The sequence below is a fragment of the Bacillus sp. FSL K6-3154 genome (assembly GCF_040869395.1).
GTDB classification, from domain to species: Bacteria; Bacillota; Bacilli; order Bacillales; family Bacillaceae; genus Bacillus; species Bacillus safensis.
In genome coordinates this window covers 3,455,383-3,476,268 of record NZ_CP152033.1, presented here as the reverse complement: position 1 = coordinate 3,476,268, position 20,886 = coordinate 3,455,383, and the positions used below count along the sequence as shown (strand labels likewise).

The following is a 20,886-nucleotide window of genomic DNA, read 5'->3' as shown; positions in this document are numbered from 1 at the left end:
TAGATAAATTATGGATAAATCTCAATCTTTTATTGATTATGGTAATATATAGATAGAAAAGGAGGTTTTACGTATGTTTAATGGAGAGAATATGGCATTCAACATGGGAGATCTTCTATTTCAAGTGTTCTCTCTTCTATTCATTGCCTTTATTGTGACAATCATTGTCATCGCGTTTCGCATGATCAGAAGAAAACGAATGGAATTGAAAAAAATCGAGGCAAGATTAAACAAAGTGATTGAAAAAAACGATTTAAAAGAGTAAAAAATCCGGGAGTTAACCGGATTTTTTTGTTTTCATCACGATTCCTTGACGCTGCTGCATCAAAAAGAAGAAGACGCCTAAAAGAACAAGCAGACCGCCAAGCATTTGAAGCAGCGTGACTTTCTCTCCAAGCAGCCATACAGCAAGGATCGTTGCCCCAACAGGTTCACCTAGAATACTCATTGAAATGGTAGTCGCATTAACATAGGTTAATAGCCAATTATTAATGACATGAGACATCGTGGGAATAATGGCGAGCAATAAAAAGATTCCCCACTCTTTAACCGGATAGCCTATAAAAGGAGTTTGCTGAAGCAGGTTGAATAAAATTAAAAAAAGACCGGCAAAGCCAAATACACAAAAACTATAAATCCAATGAGATATTTTTCTAACAGCCTGTTGGCCTATTAACAAATAACAAACAACAGCGATCACACTCAAAAAGGATAAAATATCTCCTAAGATGGCTTCCTTGCTATGACCAATATCTCCCCAGCCTATCATGAGGGCACCAACAATCGCCCCACACATCGTTAATATTGCAGACATTGTTGTTCGTTCACGGAAAATGAGGAATCCTCCTAATAAGGACACCATCGGCTGAAGGGCGATAATAATGGTAGAGCTTGCCACTGTCGTCAGCTTCAGTGAGCCAAACCATAACACAAAGTGAAGCCCTAAAAAGAAGCCTGAGGTACATAAGAAAAACCAGTCTCTGCGCTTTATCGAGAGAAATTCTTTTTTTCTTGGCAAGATAAACGGCAGCATGAGAGCCGCCGCAAAAATCATTCGATACATACTTAAAATAGCAGCAGGTGCATTTGACCATTTCACAATGATTGCAGAAAACGAAATAGCAATAATTGAAATCACAAGCGGCAGTGCAATTGATTTCGTTTGAGCAGTTGTCTTCATTTCCATTAGCAGCTTCCTTTACATCAGCAGTAGATGAGCAGTTCATCTTGTATGTCGTCATCTTACTATGTCCATTCACTTAGTGGCAAGATGATTTTTTAAAACTGGCGTGAGCTTTTTGGATGGAAAAAAACGCCCTTTTCATAGGGCGTTTTTGTTGTTTATTCTGAAATCAATTCACGAATTCTTTCTTCAATAGGTGTTAACGGCCGGCCTAGTAATGTTTCGAAATCTTGACTTTCGACAGCTAAAGCACCATCGCGTATGCCGCTTTGAATGGCTTTGACAAATGGCACTGCTTCTTTTGGTACACCATTTGAAGCTAAAAAGTCTCCAAATGTGTCTACATCTATTTTTTCTACTTTGATTTCTTTTCCACTCACCTTACTAACAATTTGTGCAAGTTCACTATGCGTCCGAAGAGGTCCTGACAGTTCATATATCTCCTGATCATGTACGGGAAGTGTTAACGCATTTGCTGCCGCTTCTGCGTAGTCATTTCTTGTTGCCCAGCCAACCTTGCCCTCTCCAATTGGACTTAAAAATGGTGCGCCGCTGACTGACGCCAGAATCGTATCTTTTTCGTTTTCAACATACCAGTTGTTTCTTAAAAATACATGAGGAATGCCAGAGGCCAAAATGGCTTCTTCTGTTTTGGCATGGTCATTTGCAAGGACAAGCTGACTCTCTCTTGCATTGACAACACTTGTATAAGCAATAAACCTCACATTTGCTGCTTTCGCCGCTTCAATTGCTGCTTTATGCTGCTCGACGCGGTCACCATCCGCTGTTGAAATGATCAACAGACGATCAATGCCCTTAAATGCTGATGTCAGGGTATCTGGCTGAGTAAAATCTCCACGGCGTACATCCACCCCAGCATCCTTCAAATGTGCTGCTTTTTGCGGATTTCGAACACTGACTGCAATTTGTTCAGCCGGTACTTTTGCGAGCAAATGCTTGACGACGAGCGATCCAAGTTGTCCTGTTGCACCTGTTACTAATAATTTCATTTGTTTGACCTCCTCATTTTTCGTTTAACGGTGATGTGCATACGTTATAATCAAAATGGTTACAACAAAGGTGTAAAAAAAGCTCCAAAGTACGAGCTTTTTTATTCCGCCTTTGTCAATAATTGCTGAATTGTCACTTGCTTTAGGTGATTCTCAAGTGCAGCTTGTGCTTCTTTTAGTTCATGCCGAAGTCTCGTGTCCATCGCTTGACCAATCGGGCATGCGATGACGGGCTGATGAAAGTTAAATAATTCCTCATCCTCGCTTACATCCACAGCACGGTACACATCTAACAGCGTGATGTCCTCAGCCGGTCTTTTTAAATAAGCACCGCCCACACCGCGGCGAATCTCAATGAGACCCGCCCGTTTGAGCATTGCCATCATTTTTCGAACAATGGCTGGATTTGAATTCACGCTCTCTGCAATAAAATCACTAGTACACTCTTTTGGAACACCTGCAATAAATGACACAATATGAACAGCAATCGGATACCTGCTGCTAATTTGTTTCACAATCTTTCACCACCGTTGTAATCAATATAGTTACAATGAGTGATTTTGTCAATCAATAAACGGATTTTTCTTTTGATCCCAGTCCTCATATGTCATGATATCGTAGTCTTCTGCTGTATCAAGTTCAAGCGGCGCAATGCATTCTAGCAGATTCTCATCTGGGTCAAGAAAATAGATCGCTGCATGAAATTGCGGCGGATTATCGAGAACTAAAGGCTGCTTTTCTTCTGAAAAACCAAACATTGGGTGAATACTGATGCCTCTTTCAATCAGCCAAGTCTTAATCTGTTCGATACTGGACGTTGTAATTTGAAAGGCAACGTGACGAGTCGAAGGATGGTATGGATAGGCATTTATATCTACTTTCCACAGTCCAAGCCAGCTCTTTCCTTTCTCAATCCATAAAAAAGCAACTCTTTCATTTTCATGAGCAAGTGTCAATTCCAATTTTTCATAAAACGCAATAGATGTCTTCAAGTCACTCACAGGTAAATGTGCTTCATACAAACCTTTCATCATCATCAAAATCACTCCTTTTCTATCTTCTATTCTGCGTGAATGAATGATATTCTGCCTCAGCAAAACGATGTATTTTATCCCTAACATTAGTTTGAGAGACATTGTATGTTTGATTTATTGCAGATGGGGGAAGGTGTTCAAATAAAATAACAGAAAGGAGCGGTCCATATGCCTTGGACGATGAACGATTATCCAGCTTCATTTAAATCATTAGACAACGTCATTCGAAAAAAAGCGCTTGAGATTGCCAATAAAATGATTCAGGAAGGCTATGAGGAAAATAGAGCCATTCCAATTGCAATCAGTCAAGCGAAAGAGTGGAAAAAGAACGCAGCGGAGAAAGAGGTAGAGAATTTTTCATCTCATGGTTCTGTCAAACCTTCAGAGAGCAGCAGCTCCGCAAGACCAGAGCTCATGGATCATGCGCAGCATGTAGTGAAACACGAGGAAGGCTGGGCGATTCAAACAGAGAAAGCGAAACGAGCAAGTGAGGTCAAAGAAACAAAACAAGAAGCAATTGACCGGGCAAAGGAGATTTCAGCTAATAAAGGAACTTCCGTTGTCATTCATCGAAAAGACGGGACGATTCAGGACGTGTTAAAACCGCAATAAGACCGCTCGTCAGCGGTCTTAGCGTGTAGACAAACCCTCGCATTCGGTGTCAGTCCTGCGTGCCGGTGCTCACGAATGTTAAATTCGCTCCGCTCCGGTACTCGTCCTTCCTAGGGCTGCAAAGGTTTTCTATCACGCTGAAGGAAAAAAAAGGCTAAAATAAAGATCATTTTAGTCTTTTGTCAACAATTTAAGACCGCTTGTTAGCGGTCTTGTTTTATGCATTCTTTTCTTTTTTCGCTGGAGTTTTTCTTTTCTTAGGGGCTGCTTTTTTCGCTTTGGCTGGTTTTGATCGGTCGATCGAAGCCTGTAGTGCGGCCATTAAATCTGTCACATTGGCTGCAGGATCTTTTTTGCCTGTCGTTTCTGGCTGAACGGTATGTTCTCCAGATATTTTATCGCCAATTAAATTCATCAGCTGTTCTCTGTATTCATCTTGATATGCCGCTGGATCGAACGTTGTGGTCAGCTGCTCGATTAAAAGGAGCGCTGTATCTAACTCTTTCTTTACAATGTTCTCCTCTTGGGGGATATTCGGCACATCTGATACTTGTCTAATTTCGTCAGGGAAATGAATGGTTTCCATCAGCAAAATATGTTCATAGCACCTAACGATCGCTAATTGCTCCTTTGAGCGAATCATAATCTTAGCGACACCAATTTTCCCCGATTCCTCTAAAGCTTTTCTTAATAATGAATAAGCCTTCGCTCCGCCGGTATCCGGTGATAAGAAGTAACTTCTTTCGTAATAGATTGGATCAATCTCCTCAATCTTTACAAAATCAATGATTTCAACGGCTTTTTCTTCATTTTCTTTTCGCAGTTTTTCCAGCTCTTCATCGTCCAATTCAATAAATTTATTTTTCGCATATTCATACGCCTTCACGATTTGTTCCGGCGCTACTTCTTCACCGCAATTGGCACATACTTTTTTGTAGTTAATGGGCGTGTGACACTCTTTATGCAGCTGTCTTAATTTAATGTCTTTGTTCTCTGTAGCGGTAAACAGTTTGACTGGAATATTGACCAATCCGAAACTAATGCCGCCTTTCCATACTGTATGCATCGCGCTTCCTCCGTTCTTTTCTCCTTACTATGTAATGTTTTCATCAGACTTATGTATGTGATTGAAAATTTCATCCCACTCTAAGAACACACGATATAAGGAAGTGACATGCACAATGAAACCTATGCGATTAACACCTGCACATGATATACCTGCCGGTGCAGACTGGGTGTATGAATTAAAATATGATGGCTTTCGGGCTATTCTTGTCTGGGAAGAAGACGAGATTCGTTTAGAAAGCAGGACCGGAAAACGGCTAAATAAGCAATTTCCTGAAGTGATGGAGCAGTGCGAGCAATTAAGAGACCAATTTGCTCCCTTTTTACCGCTGGCACTTGACGGAGAATTGGTCTTTTTACTGAGTGAACAGCAAAGCGAGTTTGCGAAGGTTCAGCAAAGAGGCAGGCTGAAAAACAAAGAAGCCATACAACGACAGGCTGAACGATTTCCGTGTCATTTCATTGCATTCGATCTATTAAGCTGCAAAGGGAAACCTCTCGTTGATTTACAGCTGATGGAAAGAAAAAATCAGCTGCAGCAATTATTCCAAGAAGTAAAGCTCCCCTCCTCAGTTGAGCTTGAGCACCCTTCCCTTTTGCAGGTCATTCATACAGACCCAGACGCTGAATACATGAAAAACGTGATGACGACGTATTTAGCAGAAGGACTAGTAGCGAAAAAAAAGGTGAGTAAGTGGCATGACAATACTCGTTCAAAAGAATGGCTGAAAATGAAAAACTGGCGGTATGTTTCTGTCATTGTCACCCGTTTTGACAAAGAAAATGGCTATTTTCAAGGTTCCATTTATCAAGATTCGGCTCTCATCGAGGTTGTCCAATTCAAGCATGGTTTTTCTAAAGAAGAAGAACAAACGCTGCGTACACTATTTCAGACAAAAGGCCAGTTAACAGGAGGATCTTTATACGAAATCCCTCCTTCTATCGTTGCCAGCATTGCTTGTATATCCTTTGATGGATCGGCGTTAAGAGAGCCGCGTTTTTCTTCCTTTTTACTAGATGTTGATCCAGCAGCATGTACATTTCAGCACATGCTCAAACAGCTGTATCCACTCCCTGCTGCTATAGACGTCACTCACCCAGAAAAACCGATTGTCCCGGCTCTTCAACTAAACAAGGCAGATTACTTACTTTATTTAAGACAAGCGGCTCCCTACCTTTTGCCCTTTTTACGTGAAAGGCGTCTTACTTTAATTCGGTATCCGCATGGCACTGGAGACAAATTCTTTTATCAAAAGTCGACACCTGATTATGCGCCGGATTTTGTTTTAACAGATGAAGTTGATGATATTTCTTATACGGTCTGTAATGATCCTCGTACGCTTCTTTGGCTTGGCAACCAGCTGGCGATGGAATTTCATATCCCTTTTGAGACAAGAGATACGGATCGGCCGACAGAAATCGTCTTTGATCTAGACCCGCCATCTGTAAATGAGTTTCATCTAGCCATAGAAGCGGCTAAACGAATCAAAGCGCTTTTAGACGGGCTTTTTCTCACAGCCTTTATTAAAACAAGCGGAGGTAAAGGGCTTCAAGTCTATATTCCTTTAAAGAAAAACGCCTTCACATACGAAGAAACAAGACAATTCACCGCATTTATATGCCAATTTTTATGTGAGCAAGCACCGGATCTTTTTACTCTGGAACGCCTTAAGAAAAAACGCGGCAATCGCTTGTATTTAGACTACATTCAGCACGATGCTGGGAAAACAATCATCGCTCCGTATTCTCCAAGAGGAAATGAGCTTGGACTTGTTGCGACACCGCTTGAATGGGACGAACTCTATCATGATGAGCTTCATCCTTCTCTTTTTACGATGCCGGCTGTTATAGAGCGTTTAAAGGAAAAGGGCGATCCGTTCCGCCGCATGAGGCACCTTGTGAATGATGATGCTTTTAGACAAGTCTTACATCAGCTTGCACAAATGTGACCATCTCATCAGATGGACATTTGCGGTCATGAAGCGTTACACTTATTCATTAGAGAGGAAGAAAGGGATGACTATTTTGACCGCACATTCATTTCGAAATACAGCTTTGATTTTCTTATGTCTTTCCGCAGGAATTGTGGATGTGATTGGCTATTTAAGCCTTGGGCATGTGTTTACAGCCAATATGACAGGTAATATTGTGCTGCTTGGCATTGCAGCAGGAAGCTCCTTGCAGCTAACAGCCCTTCATTCCATCATTGCTCTAAGTGGATTCATTTTAGGGGTTTTACTTGCAGTGGTGATAGGCGGAAATCACGAGAAAACGTTTTGGCCAAAAGCCGTAACCCGCATTTTTATCATCGAATTGATGATTTTGCTTCTATTTGCTCTCATGACCATTTTCCCTTATACACAAGGTGCTTACTTTATGCTGATCATTCTTTTAAGTATGGCTATGGGCATGCAAACGGCGGCCGCACGTAAATTGAATGTTGCTGGCATTTCCACAACCGTTCTCACAAGTACACTTGCTAACCTATTTGAAGATGCAGCCCAGCGCATATCATACCGGGAAAAAAGAAAGGCTCCTATCCAGCTTGTAAGCTTGATGCGAATAGGCTCTATTGTCTTCTACTGCCTAGGTGCAGCTATTGCTGCATACACAGATCGTTACGATCCGTTTATCATCATATGGCTGCCGATCATCATTCTAGGCATCATTGTGATAACTGCTGGATTGAAGCACTTTCACCAATTGAAATAGCCTCTCTTTAGACGGCTATTTCAATTATTGTGATCTTACACTAATAACTCCTGACATAAAAACCAGGAGGGCGTCCCATGATGAACGTTGAACCATATGGATATCCAGAAAATGTCCCGAATCCTCCGTACCCGGGAAAACCGCCTAAGCCAGAGAATACACCAGGACTCAAATAATACCCGCCAAAGCCGATATGGGAACCAACCGGCCCAATATGTGCTCCGCCTCCGCTAAAACCGCCTCCATGAAAACCACCATAAACCCGTGGATACATACAATCACCTGCCTTCAAATCAGACCTTATCTCATCATATGCATGACAAATGGGGCGGTGCTCCTGCTTTTTCTTTCCTTCTATGTACATTAGACCAATTTGATAAAATTTGAATGAAAAGTCCTGCAAAAAATTAAATTAAGCAAAGAAAAGTGACCTTTTTAACTTGTTGCTCTGCCCTATGTTTATTTAGAATAATGGAGCAGGTAATAAATTTGCACACCCCCTTTGTTGCGAATTCTTCTTATTAAACGTTCTTGGAGCGTTTAATAAGAAGAGCCTATTAAAGACGCAAAAAACCCTTGCTGACGATCATCAACAAGGGCGAGAGATAAAGGTATTAACCACCAATGATTTTTTCTGCAACTTCGAATGAACCCGCAACGTCTTGCGATAGAACAGTCGCAGCGACCGCTAAACCGACAACGAATAATACTTTTAATCCTGTTTTCATCTTAAATCAACCCCATTCTTTTCATATGTAAATCCGCTTCTAAACTTTTGTTCAAGTAAAAAACAGACTGCTCATAAAGTGCTTGCTTTTCACAATATTTTGCTGCAAATTGTGATAGCTCTTTTACTTCATGATATTCATTCTTCTCTTCTAACTTTCTTAATTTCTCATCAATTTGCTGAAATCTTTGTGGCGCATGCGTTAAGTAAAGATCATGTACGATGCCTATTTTTAGCTGAAACACTTCATGAGAAGCATCTTTTATTCTGGCATATGCAGCCTCTATATATTGGCTTGCACGCTGCTTTTCACCAATCACACAGAGTTCCCGGCTGATCAGATACGTAGAATGGAAAAAGAAATCTGAATCATAATACTCTTGATGGGACAGTGCTTTTTCAAGATGACGTATCGATTCCTTCGGTTTATTCCAAAATGAATATAAAATGGCCACATTGTGATGGTGCTGAGCCAGCATAAAATCATCCTGCTCGCTTGTCAAAACTTCTTCCGCCAGACGATAATTCTCAAGCGCCTCTTCATACCGGCCGATCTCCGTTAGATTCGCTGCTATAAGAGAGTATGATAGGGCCGTTCTTCTTTCATACTGCTTGTGTCGCTTATAAACGTGGAGCGCTCTGCGGATATAGCTTAATGAGAGCATGATATGACTGAGCCGGTAATAAAGCCATGCCACTTTAAAATCGAAATCAGCACGTTCGATCTCACTTGGAATTTTATCTAAGAGCTTTTCAGCACTTTGATACATTTGCAATGCAACCTCATAATTACCTTGATGCTGCTCATACACACCCTCATAAAAATCAAAATAATAGGCAAGACGGTTAGACAGGTCATCTTCTTTTTTTCCATAATGACCCTCTATGCTTTTCGTTGAAACATTGCCCTTTTGCCCTCTTAAATTGTACATAAGAATGTGATGCCTCTTCTCAAGAAGAGAATAGTATATGAGGATATCCGCATCGTCAATTTCCTCTACCGCTTGTTTCGCTTTGGCAAATAACCGTTCTGCCTCATCTGCATGATCTTTTTTGATTTCCATGTTCCAGTCATTTAATAGTGATGCCAATTCCGCAACAGGAACTTTGCTCATTCTACACCCCCAATCACCTTCAGCTAAAACACATGAATTCACTAAATATGGAACTTCTATTAGCAATTGCTAATTAGTCCATTTGACATCATTTTAATATGAATCACCTGAATCTTCAACAACCGTTTCCATTGAAAGTGCGTTTCTTTCTCCTAGTCAACGATATTTGCGAAAAAATTCCGCCTTTTTTTAAAATAAACATCTCGAGATGAAATGAAAAAAGCCCAATGTCGAGGCTTTCTAATCTTATGATGGTTCATAGCAGCTTTTCATTTATCCAGTTTCTTTATATAATATGATCAATCACTTACACGCCTCAGTAGCTCTAGAAGGGAAGAGCGCCGTAAAACAAATTGTGTAGCTGGCGGGTCGCAAGGCAAGGGTTTCAGAAGCACCGAAAAGCACATGAGCTGAGACAGGTGAAATTCCTGTCGGTGAAATTCCGTAGGGAAGCGTGTTGCCCCTAGCCTATGCTTACGAAAGGAGTGCGGGTTCGAATCCCGTCTGAGGCTTATGAGGTAGATGAATTGGGAGGATAAAATATCATGCATGTGTTTGAAGAATATATCAGCAAAATCGGTAACCCCGAGCTGAAGCAGCGCACTCAAGACATCTTACAATGGGTAGAAGACACATTCCCTCAATTAGAGCCAAGAATTGCTTGGAATCAGCCCATGTTCACAGATCACGGCACATTTATTATTGGGTTTAGCGTGGCAAAACATCACATTTCTGTCGCACCAGAAGCAAAAGGAATTGATCAATTTTCAGCTGACATTGTACAAGCTGGGTACGATCATGGAAAAAATCTGTTTCGCATGAAAGAAAGCTTGCCAGTTGATTATCCTCTCCTAAAAAAAATCATCGCATTTAATATCGAAGACAAAGCGGATTGTTCAACGTTTTGGCGAAAATAAACAGTACCCCGATCTCAGCGTTAGCAGATCGGGGTATTTTGCTGCAACAATATTATTTTGTTCTCTTCCCTACCAATTTTTGTTCAAGCCATTCATAACATGACAAAAGGGCATCAACGCTCCTTTGGCATATCGGCAAATATACAACGGCGACGGCTGTTAAACACGCTATAGCAGCTCCTGCTAAGACATCAAATGGATAATGAACACCTACCCAAATCCTTGAAAAACCAACAGCACACGCAATGATCAGCCAATACATATGGCGTTTGTGAAACAGCCAAAAGATCACGCAAATCGAAAAAATAAAGATGGTATGATCACTCGGAAACGAGTTATTCACTTCCTTTTGAATCAAAAGATTGACGCGGCTCATTTCTGCAAAGGGCTGCTGATTAAAATAAAACCCCCCAGCGATTTTCCCAAGTAACTCGGCGAGTACGAAGGTCAGTCCGGCAGAAACGACCATCGCCCTATTGTACCTGCTGCGATTTTGAAACCATACGAACAGACACACGAGCGCTGCCAGCAGCACTGTATATTCAGCTAGTCCAATAAATATGGGATTCAAGTAACCATGATCGATACTGAGTTCATTCACCCACCTAAATAAATCTTCATTAAGTCCCCGCATCTCATTTCATCCCTTTTTACTTGATTTACGATAAGGATAATTGTAATGAGATGTCTGCCTCCATCGATCGAACGAACAAACCATGGAATCATATGACATGTTTGTCACTTTGCTGTCACCTGAACTCATGTACTAACTAAAAACTCATCAAAAGCTATTAAATCACAGGAACAAAACTGTTATAATAGAACATAAGTTTGCATTTTATCAAAAAGGGGTTACTGCATATGATCAAAACGGTAGACGGCAATATATTAGAGGCAAGCGAAGACATCATTTGTCACCAGGTGAACTGTAAAGGAGTCATGGGAGCTGGATTAGCGAAACAGATCAAAAGCAAATATCCGAATGTGTACAAAGATTATAAACAGTTATGTACAGAACAAGGAGATGACTTGTTAAGCTCCGTTCAACTCATCACAACAAAAGACGGAAAAACAATGGCCAACTTATTTGCCCAAGCTGGATACGGAAGAACAAGACAGCAAACAGACTACGATGCCTTACGCAACTGCTTTCAACACCTAAAGGATACAGTGACACAATCACCTGAAGAGAAAAACCCAACGTCCATCGCCATTCCATACGGGATCGGCTGCGGATTAGCAGGCGGCGATTGGACGATTGTGGAAGAGATGATTGAAGAGGTGCTGGGTGATTGTGAAGTGACGGTTTATCGGTTTAGATAATGGAAATGAGATTTTATGAAACATATATGAGAAATACCCTCCTTAAATTGGAGGGTATTGTGCGTTAGTTATCGTCTTTATTTTTTATATAATTTAATACGGCTTCTTTATCTTCCTCATCTTCAGGGAGATATCCCAAATTTTCATATTCCCAAATAGCCATTCGTTGATAGGTATTGTAATGAGAGTTCAATACATCATCATAATTAAAATCAATGGTAAATCGATTCCTATTCTTGATTTTCAGCGTTAAATTTGTCCAAGTTTTTTGCTCATTAATTTTAAATTCATCTCTGAGTTTCTTAAAAGAATCCTGTAAATTAATTAATAAGTCATCATATATATTTTCACTGACCTCAAATATATCAGGAATATCATGAGAATAAATATATTCTTGTTGTTTGTTTGTATTAAAGAAAAAATAAACTTCACGAGAGTCATCCAGAATTTCCGCATATAGCAAAACATTCTCCCAATCAACAGGTATTATTTCATTTATTGTATTCAAAATTTCTTGATAAACTTCATTCGATGGTTCCATTTCCATTGAATTAACCTCCTGGCTTATTTTCAATCGATACCTTTTTAACTCTCCTAGCTCCAATTTTATACTTAATTTTAAATAAAGTTGGTCGCATAGAATCTCCTTCATATCTAATGCTTTCTATGGAAACTGATACTGTCTGAGGTGGATCTTTCCTCAAGGCTGCCAACCATTCCTGCTCCAACTGATACCATTTCCCACCACTACGATTAATCTGTGAACTCATCGGAACAAGGTTATCAATATCCCCGGAACCTTTAAAAATAGACGCTATCAAATGACCTCCATCATCATCCATTAATCGATCCGGCTTCCCTGAATTGGATTGGGCATATTGGTTTCTTTTAACCTCTCCGTATTTTAAATCACTTGCTTCGACTTTGACAATACGTCCGTAGTGGTCGGTTGTGTAGGTGTAGCCTTGCTTTGTTGAATAAACAACATTTGGTTTTAACACTTTTTTACGTTTCCATCTCACATAGTGATCTCCGTAACTGACAACGGTTGGTGGTGATTTTGGTGCTGGTAAGCGTCTGCCTGTCTTAGAGATGCCGTATCCTGAATTGTTGTCTAGACGCTTCGCCATAGAGAGGAGTTTATTTTTGAGATTTTCTCCGTCAAACACGTTATACGGCAGCTTCGGGCCGCCAGCCATTTGAAACTTTGGTGAGTATGGCAATAGATTCGGAATAGAGACATTGTCTAATGATTTTGCTCCTTGTTCAAGGCCTTTCTTCACCGTTGTTTTTGCCGCTGTTGTCCCCGTTTTTGTAATGGCACCTGCCCCTTTAGAACCAAAGACGATTTCTGCTAGAGAACCAGTTGCATAGGCGAACCAGTGTGATCGAGAATATGCATCACCATCGATGACTTCTTTTTGGAATGAGTCTGAAATCGACTTTCCAATCGCTTTCGATGTTTCAATTGGATGTGAAACAGCCGTTACGACCGATTCAACGGCACCTCCAGGATCTGTCACAAGATCGTAGATGCCAACTACTGTATCTTTGGCCACATCATATAGACCAACTGCTGCACCTTTTACAACATCAATAAACCCCTCTGATGCTTCTTCCTGCGCTTTGATCTGGAGAAGCTGGCTGTAATACATTTTTTGATCGTAAGAAAGATTCTCATATCCAATTTCGTTTACAATCTCAAAGTATTTCTCTTCTGATATACACGAAGGATCGTTGAGTTTTTCTTTCAATTCTTTGATTCTTCGTTTCTCTTTTTCTTCTTTTTTCAATTTTAAATATGCTTTCACCTGTGCATCGATTTTATCATGATTCTTGTACACATCTGTCTCATGAAATGCTTTTGCATCGTAATACATTGGCTGCGCATTTTTCCCTTTTCCTGTAGCAGCCATCATTTTTGTATAAAAGGTTGTAAGATGTTTCTCAATCGCTTCTGATTTTGCGTATTCTGTTTTTAGGGCATGATCTAATTTATGTACAGCATCAATTGCCTCTTTTCTTTTTTTATTCGCATCGTCTAAATGTTCATTGACCTCTTTACTTGAAAATACATTCAGTTCTATGAGATCACTGATGTCATCAAAAATAGTGGATAGGGCTTCTTTTTGTTCCTTGACCATATCTTTATTATTCTGAATCCCTTGTTTCAGTTGAGCGTCTAAGAAATGCTCATCAATAAATGTACTCCCGCCTAACGATTCATCATCAAGCTTTCCTTTTACCCCATCTAAAAAAGCTTTTTGCATATCAATAAAATCAAGATAAGTGTCCGTGTAAAGCGCAAGATCCTCATAAAAGGCTTTGATATTGTCTGCACCTTTTCCAGTAAATTCATCACCTAATCCCGACACACTTTTTAATGCTATTTTCACATGCTGCATTTCGTCTCGAAGCTCCTGATAGACTTTTGATCTTTGTTCGACAGCTGACAGTAAAGATGGAGCATCTAATATTTTCATATAAAAAAGACTCCTTTTATGGAATATTCTTTTACTAGAATACCATAAGGAGTCTTACACTTTAATCCACTTTATCGTTTTTTAACCAATTATCCTCCAGAGCTCCTTCTTGATGCGACGGTTTGGACATCATCATGTTGAGGTTGAATGAAACCACTTTTTATTTTATAAAAAGAGTGCTCTGAGTTTCTTTAAACTGTTTTTCGTTTAGATAGAACCTTGTCAAGAACTGTGACTCCGACAGCAATAGCAAGAGTAAAAGCCCCAATCCAAGGAAGATAATTCAACAAACCATTTTTGACAGCAATACCGCCGATACCAGCTCCACCTGCCATTCCAAGTTGTCCCAAAGCACTGTGCAAACTAAGCACAATGCTTGCCGCAGCAGGGGCAAGGCTTATTAACTGAAATTGTATTGGCGAGCCGGAAGACCAAGCTGCAAGCGCCCAGAAAATAAGTAATACATAGAAAAGAAAAGCAAACTGACCGATAAACGGGAAGAGCAATAGTGCAATAGCATGGAGTAACATTCCTCCAGTTAATGTACGAAATGCCCCCCACTTATCTGTACTAAAGCCTCCTAATTGAGCTCCAATAGCACTAGCAATCCCAAAAATAAAGAGTGCTGTCGTTACCCCATGATTGCTCATGCCGAATATATCTAGGAAATATGGTGAAATATACGTAAATACAACGGAATATGCACCTAACCATAGAAAAGTTATAAGCAAGTATGCTGCGATACGTGGTCTCATAAAAAATTTAAACTGCTCACGTAAAGGTACGGGTTTTTCAGCAACTGTTTTTGGTATAGCAAACAAAGTTAAGACAGAGAAAAGTAATCCTACTGCCCCAATTCCAATGAATATGACATTCCAATCATAATGTGAAGCCACAACTCTTCCTATAGGTACACCTGCAACCAAAGCAGAACTTTGTCCCATAATAACTGTAGCAATCGCACCTCCTTGCTTTCCTGGAGCTGCTAAAACTGCAGCAAGGGTTAGAACTGTGACTTGCATAACACCAGCACTAAGGGCAGAGATTATTCTAGCTGACATTAGCATTTCATACCCTGTTATTATCGCAATAAGAATATTAATGACAGAGAAAACGGTTAAAGCATAGACAAGAAGTTTTTTTCGGTCCATTCGAGCAAACATAGCAATTAGAAAGGGTGTCCCTGCACCAAAAGCTACTGAAAACACAGTGATTAACTGTCCTGCAGATGAAACTGAAATGTGATTAGCCTCAGCAATTTTGTCTAAGATTCCCGCAATAACATATTCTGATGTACCATTAAGAAAACTAATGGCAGCTAATAAATAAATTTTCCACATATTTGACAAAATAATTCACACCTATTTGTTTTATATTTCGATATTTCTAGAAATACAGATTTATTTTCATAAATTAACCGAGCGCTTGAAAAATTAACTGTAAAGAGCTTAAAGTGTTACGCTTCTTATACTTTTGGAGAACTTGCTTTGACAGCCGTTGTTATACTGGCTTTTACAATGTAGACAGGAACAAGTTCCAATTCAGTTACAGGTTCTGAAAAAGCAGTGGTAGTTGAAAATGTAACTCTCAAACAAGATAAGTAAAAGCTATGGGCGCCTTCCTCGGTAGAGAAAAGCCACTTTTTTGCAGATTTTTACTTGTTCTTAAGATACAGTCCATCCTCAAAAGCATCCCCTGCTTTTTCTCCTATTTTATGGTAATTCCTACTTCCCCTATCAAATACAAGTGGGCTGAATTTATCCAGATTGATTTTACCTTTCTCATCTAGTATATCCTCCTCAACACTGATGTTCACGATTTCAGCAATCATGCGCCATTCTTTTTCATTATAACTTTTCACTTTACACTCTAACGCAAATGGAAGTTCCTCAATCAGTGGTGCATCAACAAAGTCCGCCTTAACTGCATGAAATCCAGCTCTTGCAAATTTATCTGGAACCTCATTTCCAGTTTCATTTCCAAGATAATCACATGCCTCAAGAAAAGACGCATCTGACATGCTTACGGTAAATGCACCATGCAGCATAATATTCTTTAACGTCTTTCGTTCTGAACTAATGCAGATTGAAATTTCATTTTCATTACTAATACCGCCCCATGTAGAAGCCATGGCATTCGGAATTCCATTTTCGTCATACGCTGCAATAATAAAAACTGGTTGTGGTAACACGTAAGATTTTGCTCCAATATTTTTTCTCATTATCTTTCTCCTTTTGGTTTTATTTCGGTATTTCTAGAAATTTAGATTTAATTTCATAAATTAACCGAACGTTTGAAAAATTAGCTGTAAAGAGCTGATTTTTGCATGTAGAAAAAGTGATCTTTACAGTTTCTTTAAAAATGTTTTATAAAGGTGACACCCTTGAATTTAACGCACTTATGATAAAGATAGATGGTTCGCTTTAGCTTTTTTATATAAAGTACTAGTAATGGATCTACTCAAAATTTAGATGAGGATACCTATCGAGTAATTTAGCCATAATCCGGACAAGAAAAATCATACCTCTTATTTCTATATTTCCTTAAGTATAGAAATAAGAAAAATTACTCCATCACATATGGAGCATACTTTCCAATCAACTCACGGTCTAGGCTGTAGTATATATATGTGCCTTCTTTATAAGTACTCATTAGCCCGCAATCAGTTAATTGTTTTAAGTGATGGGATAAAGTTGATCCAGCAATTGATTCAAGTTTTATTCCTATATCTGAACAACATAAATTTGCTTCATTAGCAAGCAAACGAGCAATTTTTAATCGGGTTGGTTCACCGAGTGCTTTATATATTTTTGTCGCCTGCTGTAACTTCGAGTTATTCTCCATCATTATCACCCCCTTTCCTGAATAAATACTTCAAATGAGTACTAGCTAACCTTACAGTTATAAGAATAGATTTATTTCACAGATAACCCCTCTTCATTAGCATGAGCTGACTTAGTGATTTTCCATCCCAATAACATAACAATGAAACCTAAAAGTATAAGAAGATATAATGTTGGAACGAAACTGCCTAGAAAATCATGGAGAAAACCGATGATAAACGGGCCCGTTGCACCAATCATGTATCCAATTGCTTGAGTCATTGCTGACCAAGTACTTGCTTCCATAGGGGACGATGCCTTATCTATCGGTAATAATAAAGTGAGTGAGACAAGACCGCCACTGCCAATCCCTAGACATATACTTGAAACAATAGGTGTCACGTTTGTAAAACATAAAAGAGATAATCCAGTCATTACACTAAGGGTAAAGACTAAAATCCAAAGTCTTCTACTTGGCAGCTTCTTCAAGAGACTAGGCAATAAAAGAGTAGCTGGCAATTGTGCAATCATAGCTATTGTACCTACAAGACCACCAAATGCTGACGTCCATCCTTTTTCCTCTACGATGGCTGGTAGCCAAGCTGCAAAACAATAAAACATAAGAGTGACAAGCCCTACAAAAGAGGTTAATAACCACGCCTTTTTATTTTTTAATGGCAAGGAGGCACTTCTCTTTTGTGATGCTGTATGTGTATGAGAATGTTTAATGACCATAAGCCAAAGTGGAACAGCCATTAGAGCAAGAATACTCCAGAACGCTAATCCGTTTTTCCATGAATTATTGAGCCAGTGTTGAAGTGGTGTCGTCAGCCCAATAGAAATGGATGCTCCAACTACCATTGAAGTAGAATATACGCCTATCATGGAGGCTGCCTTCTCCGGAAAGTAACTTTTGATGAAACCAGAGAGCAAAGGACTTACAATCCCAATTCCCGCACCAATGAATAAAGCCGTTATCAATAGATAGATAGACGAATTTGTAAAGACACGCGAAAGCGTTACAATACCTATAAAAGCGATAAAAAATGTGATGGTTTTCTCTGATTGATAGCGATTTGCTAAACGACCAGCGAATAACGAGCAAAAGCCAAAACATAATAAAGGAATAGATGTAAGTAGACTAGCTGAAGCAGAACTCATGCCTAATTCATTTGATATTCCGTGCAAAACTGGACTAACTGAAGTTATACCAGGCCTAAGATTAAATGCAGCTAATATAAGTGCAAATAGAAATAATATATGACGACTGATCAAATTTGTTACCTCCGATACTTTTCTTGATGTGTAATCCTATTTAATGGTACATGAAGCCACAACATAAATAAAATGCATATTAATCATGCAACACATAAACAAATTGATATGACATTTTTAGTATAAAAGCAAAAAGCTGAAGCCTCCACCGCTGGGAGTCATCAGCTTTTTTGCTTTAATTAGGGCAAAGGATCTATCCTATCTTATAAATCTGGCATCGATAAGATTTTAATGGTTCGGAACCTGATATGGGGTCAATCTCATCGGTACCTATTAATTGATTGACATTTGCACCTTCTACTGAAAATGGATCAAATCCAGCTAATTCAAGTTCATCACACTCATCCCACCAGCCCGCTTGAGTATATATTGTCCCCACGGGTATACTTTCTGTCAGTCGAGCGACTGCCTTCATCCTGCCGAAAGGAGAGGCTAAATAAATCCATTCACCTTCATTTAGCCTATACATTTGAGCTGTTTGGGGATGGATTTCAGCAAAAGGATCGGGATGCAGTTTTCTTAGTCTAGCAATATTACGATGCTGGCTATGACAAAAACTTTTTAATTTAAAAGAAGAAAGAACTAACGGAAAATCATTCGATTGATTCTGATATTGCGGAACAGTTAATGGTTTTTCAAATTGAGGCAGTGGAGCATATCCATGCTCTAACAAAAACTCGGAATAAATCTCCAGCTTTCTTGTCGGAGTAGAAAAACCTTTGACTCTTTCATTCATTTTTTCTCTATATTTACAATATTTTATTTTTAAGGGCACAGACAGACCTTCAGGGTGAGATCGAAGTTGGTCTAATGTGACATTCACTGGTTTAAGATAGTCATTAAACGCTTTCTCAATATTTCCATTCCAAAACTCTTCTTGATAACCCATTTCAACCGCTATTTCCATGATTATTTGTAGATCAGGACGAGCTTCCCCAGGAGCCTTTGACATTGCAGGTTTGTATTGAATATGTTGATCCGTTTGTAAATTCCCTTCAAAGCCTGCCAACAAACTTGGGGACTCCCATGCATGTGCAGCTGGTAATACAATGTCTGCAAACTTCGTCATTGGACTATGAAACATGTCAACGTGTACATGAAATTCTAATTTTTTCAAGGCTTCTATCATATTCTTGGTTCCAGGGTTTTGAGTGACCATATTACCCCCAAAACTTAACAAGCCTCTCATATAATACGGAGATTCGTTTAATACAGCATGAACAAAATCATACCCTGAAGCAGATATTTTGGGAGCACCTAAAGGTCTCTGATCTAATCCTAAACGCTTCTGCTCTTGTGAAGTTGGCAGTAAATCTTGACCTTTTATTAAGTTTACTGGTAAAGACGGGAGGATAATATTCCCCCCTTGCTTATCAAAACAACCGGTCAGACTATAAAGGATACATAATGCTCGATTGGTAGATGAACTATTTACATGCTGTTCTAATCCATTCCATGAATAATAGGTTATCGGATTTTCTTGGCTTAATAATTCCCCAAGTTCCGTTAATTTCTCAGCTGGAATACCCGTTATTTTTTCCACATGTTCCATTCTAAATGAAGATACTTGTTTCAATAATTGAGAAAAAACGGTTTCTGAAGAAACGTCCTCATTTTCGTATTCGCCTGAAAGTAAAATATGTTCTGACCATGTCTCAGGATCTGCCCGAGTATCGATTTTAAATGGCTTCTGTTTTTGATCAAGAACTAAAAATTCATATGGCTGATGATGTGCTGGTCGAAGGAATTTTCCTGTTCGCTTATCCACTAAGAAAGGGGCATTGGTCCATTGGAGAAGAAATTGCTCATCATACGAATGGTTCTCAATCAAAAATTGAAGACACCCTAATATTAAAGCGATATCAGTTCCATGATTCGGAGAAATCCATAAATCTGCTGCGGCAGCTGTCGTTGTTCGGCGTGGATCGATGACTACTAGTTTACTGCCTCTTTTTCTAGCTGCCATGAGCCTTTTCCAAGTCTGAAGATTCGTATCTGCTGGATTGTGCCCCCATATCAATATCAAGCTAGCACGTTCAAAGTCGGGTTGAGGCAATCCAACACCATATGTGTATTTTGATCCCTCGTCCCTTGTCCACTGGCAGACATTGGTATGAGAAATATAGTTGGGGGTGCCGTATAGATTCATCAAGCGCTGTAAATATGGCCCCCAGCTAAAACTTCCGCTTGCACCAACTGTTGGAAAAGTGTAAGAAACTGTTTCTGCCCCTGTTTCAGAACGAATCTGTTTTAGTTTACTTGCAATGGTTTGGATGGCTTCTTCCCATGTGATTTTCTCCCATAGTGGATCTTGCCCCTTTGGGTTAGTTCTCTTTAAAGGAAAAACGATGCGATCAGGATGATTGACGATTTGAGGTGCTGCTGCTCCTTTTGGACAGATTCCCCCATTCGGATGATTTTTATCCGGGAGCACCTTTACTAACTGATCATTTTGTGTAACGGATATCACTCCACATTTTGAAACGCATTGCGAACAAAATCCCGCTCTTCTTTTTTCACTAGTACTCATCATCCTTCTCTCCTTTTTAAGATTGAAGTCATTGGTCAAAAACTAGGAATTTTTTCGGGTGAATGGTGAAGCATACAT

Annotated in this window: 21 protein-coding genes; 6 read left to right on the top strand and 15 right to left on the bottom strand. The window is 39.5% G+C overall.

The window, feature by feature from the left end; genetic code table 11:
* Positions 1-73 precede the first annotated feature (73 nt).
* The gene (locus tag MHH61_RS17910; protein WP_041085125.1) at positions 74-265 is read left to right on the top strand and encodes a hypothetical protein; all 192 of its coding nucleotides are present in this window, start codon (positions 74-76) and stop codon (positions 263-265) included.
* Positions 266-277: 12 nt separating this feature from the next.
* Here MHH61_RS17910 and MHH61_RS17905 read toward each other — a convergent pair whose 3' ends face one another.
* From MHH61_RS17905 to MHH61_RS17890, 4 genes are all read right to left on the bottom strand, one after another.
* On the bottom strand, positions 278-1,186 hold the full coding sequence (locus MHH61_RS17905) for a DMT family transporter (RefSeq protein WP_024425118.1): 909 nt from the start codon (positions 1,184-1,186) through the stop codon (positions 278-280).
* Between the two features lie 155 nt (positions 1,187-1,341).
* Positions 1,342-2,193: an SDR family oxidoreductase gene (locus tag MHH61_RS17900; RefSeq protein WP_125587370.1), complete on the bottom strand. Its 852-nt coding sequence runs from the start codon at positions 2,191-2,193 to the stop codon at positions 1,342-1,344.
* Positions 2,194-2,294: 101 nt separating this feature from the next.
* Positions 2,295-2,708, bottom strand: a complete 414-nt coding sequence (locus MHH61_RS17895; RefSeq protein ID WP_125587369.1) for an Rrf2 family transcriptional regulator — start codon at positions 2,706-2,708, stop codon at positions 2,295-2,297.
* Between the two features lie 48 nt (positions 2,709-2,756).
* Entirely contained in the window at positions 2,757-3,230 is a 474-nt protein-coding gene (locus MHH61_RS17890) for a VOC family protein (protein WP_125587368.1), read from the bottom strand.
* Between the two features lie 165 nt (positions 3,231-3,395).
* Between MHH61_RS17890 and MHH61_RS17885 the strand changes: the two genes are divergently transcribed.
* Positions 3,396-3,839, top strand: coding sequence for a DUF2188 domain-containing protein (locus MHH61_RS17885; RefSeq protein WP_125587367.1), 444 nt, complete (start codon positions 3,396-3,398; stop codon positions 3,837-3,839).
* Between the two features lie 217 nt (positions 3,840-4,056).
* On the opposite strand, the gene MHH61_RS17880 is transcribed toward MHH61_RS17885, so the two are convergent.
* Positions 4,057-4,905 carry a Ku protein gene (locus MHH61_RS17880; protein ID WP_024425113.1) on the bottom strand — a complete coding sequence of 283 codons (849 nt, stop codon included), beginning with the start codon at positions 4,903-4,905 and terminating at the stop codon, positions 4,057-4,059.
* Positions 4,906-5,020: 115 nt separating this feature from the next.
* Between MHH61_RS17880 and MHH61_RS17875 the strand changes: the two genes are divergently transcribed.
* A complete protein-coding gene (locus MHH61_RS17875) occupies positions 5,021-6,853 on the top strand; it encodes a DNA ligase D (protein WP_125587366.1) in 1,833 nt (610 codons plus the stop codon).
* Between the two features lie 67 nt (positions 6,854-6,920).
* Positions 6,921-7,616 (top strand): YoaK family protein, encoded by a 696-nt coding sequence (locus tag MHH61_RS17870; RefSeq protein ID WP_024427061.1) that lies wholly within the window; start codon positions 6,921-6,923, stop codon positions 7,614-7,616.
* A 40-nt stretch (positions 7,617-7,656) separates the two neighbouring features.
* Here MHH61_RS17870 and MHH61_RS17865 read toward each other — a convergent pair whose 3' ends face one another.
* Both MHH61_RS17865 and MHH61_RS17860 read right to left on the bottom strand, forming a co-directional pair.
* Positions 7,657-7,890, bottom strand: coding sequence for a hypothetical protein (locus MHH61_RS17865; RefSeq protein WP_024425111.1), 234 nt, complete (start codon positions 7,888-7,890; stop codon positions 7,657-7,659).
* A 455-nt stretch (positions 7,891-8,345) separates the two neighbouring features.
* Positions 8,346-9,458, bottom strand: a complete 1,113-nt coding sequence (locus MHH61_RS17860) for a tetratricopeptide repeat protein (RefSeq protein WP_041109178.1) — start codon at positions 9,456-9,458, stop codon at positions 8,346-8,348.
* A gap of 545 nt (positions 9,459-10,003) precedes the next feature.
* On the opposite strand from MHH61_RS17860, the gene MHH61_RS17855 reads away from it, so the two are divergent.
* Entirely contained in the window at positions 10,004-10,375 is a 372-nt protein-coding gene (locus tag MHH61_RS17855; protein WP_087975393.1) for an iron chaperone, read from the top strand.
* A gap of 52 nt (positions 10,376-10,427) precedes the next feature.
* On the opposite strand, the gene MHH61_RS17850 is transcribed toward MHH61_RS17855, so the two are convergent.
* Complete coding sequence (locus tag MHH61_RS17850) at positions 10,428-11,009, bottom strand: undecaprenyl-diphosphatase (RefSeq protein WP_125587365.1); 582 nt, start codon at positions 11,007-11,009, stop codon at positions 10,428-10,430.
* Positions 11,010-11,236: 227 nt separating this feature from the next.
* On the opposite strand from MHH61_RS17850, the gene MHH61_RS17845 reads away from it, so the two are divergent.
* Positions 11,237-11,698, top strand: a complete 462-nt coding sequence (locus tag MHH61_RS17845; protein WP_024427058.1) for a macro domain-containing protein — start codon at positions 11,237-11,239, stop codon at positions 11,696-11,698.
* Between the two features lie 64 nt (positions 11,699-11,762).
* Here MHH61_RS17845 and MHH61_RS17840 read toward each other — a convergent pair whose 3' ends face one another.
* The 7 genes from MHH61_RS17840 to MHH61_RS17810 all read right to left on the bottom strand — a co-directional run bounded on the left by MHH61_RS17840 (position 11,763) and on the right by MHH61_RS17810 (position 20,808).
* Positions 11,763-12,245, bottom strand: coding sequence for an antitoxin YezG family protein (locus MHH61_RS17840; protein WP_024427057.1), 483 nt, complete (start codon positions 12,243-12,245; stop codon positions 11,763-11,765).
* A gap of 4 nt (positions 12,246-12,249) precedes the next feature.
* Positions 12,250-14,181 (bottom strand): T7SS effector LXG polymorphic toxin, encoded by a 1,932-nt coding sequence (locus tag MHH61_RS17835; RefSeq protein ID WP_125587364.1) that lies wholly within the window; start codon positions 14,179-14,181, stop codon positions 12,250-12,252.
* A gap of 191 nt (positions 14,182-14,372) precedes the next feature.
* Positions 14,373-15,521, bottom strand: coding sequence for an MFS transporter (locus tag MHH61_RS17830; protein WP_051149977.1), 1,149 nt, complete (start codon positions 15,519-15,521; stop codon positions 14,373-14,375).
* Between the two features lie 314 nt (positions 15,522-15,835).
* Positions 15,836-16,402, bottom strand: a complete 567-nt coding sequence (locus MHH61_RS17825) for a flavin reductase family protein (RefSeq protein ID WP_024427054.1) — start codon at positions 16,400-16,402, stop codon at positions 15,836-15,838.
* A gap of 344 nt (positions 16,403-16,746) precedes the next feature.
* A complete protein-coding gene (locus MHH61_RS17820; RefSeq protein WP_024427053.1) occupies positions 16,747-17,028 on the bottom strand; it encodes a helix-turn-helix transcriptional regulator in 282 nt (93 codons plus the stop codon).
* 68 nt (positions 17,029-17,096) lie between these two features.
* On the bottom strand, positions 17,097-18,278 hold the full coding sequence (locus MHH61_RS17815; protein WP_051149976.1) for a CynX/NimT family MFS transporter: 1,182 nt from the start codon (positions 18,276-18,278) through the stop codon (positions 17,097-17,099).
* A gap of 193 nt (positions 18,279-18,471) precedes the next feature.
* Entirely contained in the window at positions 18,472-20,808 is a 2,337-nt protein-coding gene (locus MHH61_RS17810; protein WP_024427051.1) for a molybdopterin-dependent oxidoreductase, read from the bottom strand.
* Between the last annotated feature and the right edge of the window lie 78 nt (positions 20,809-20,886).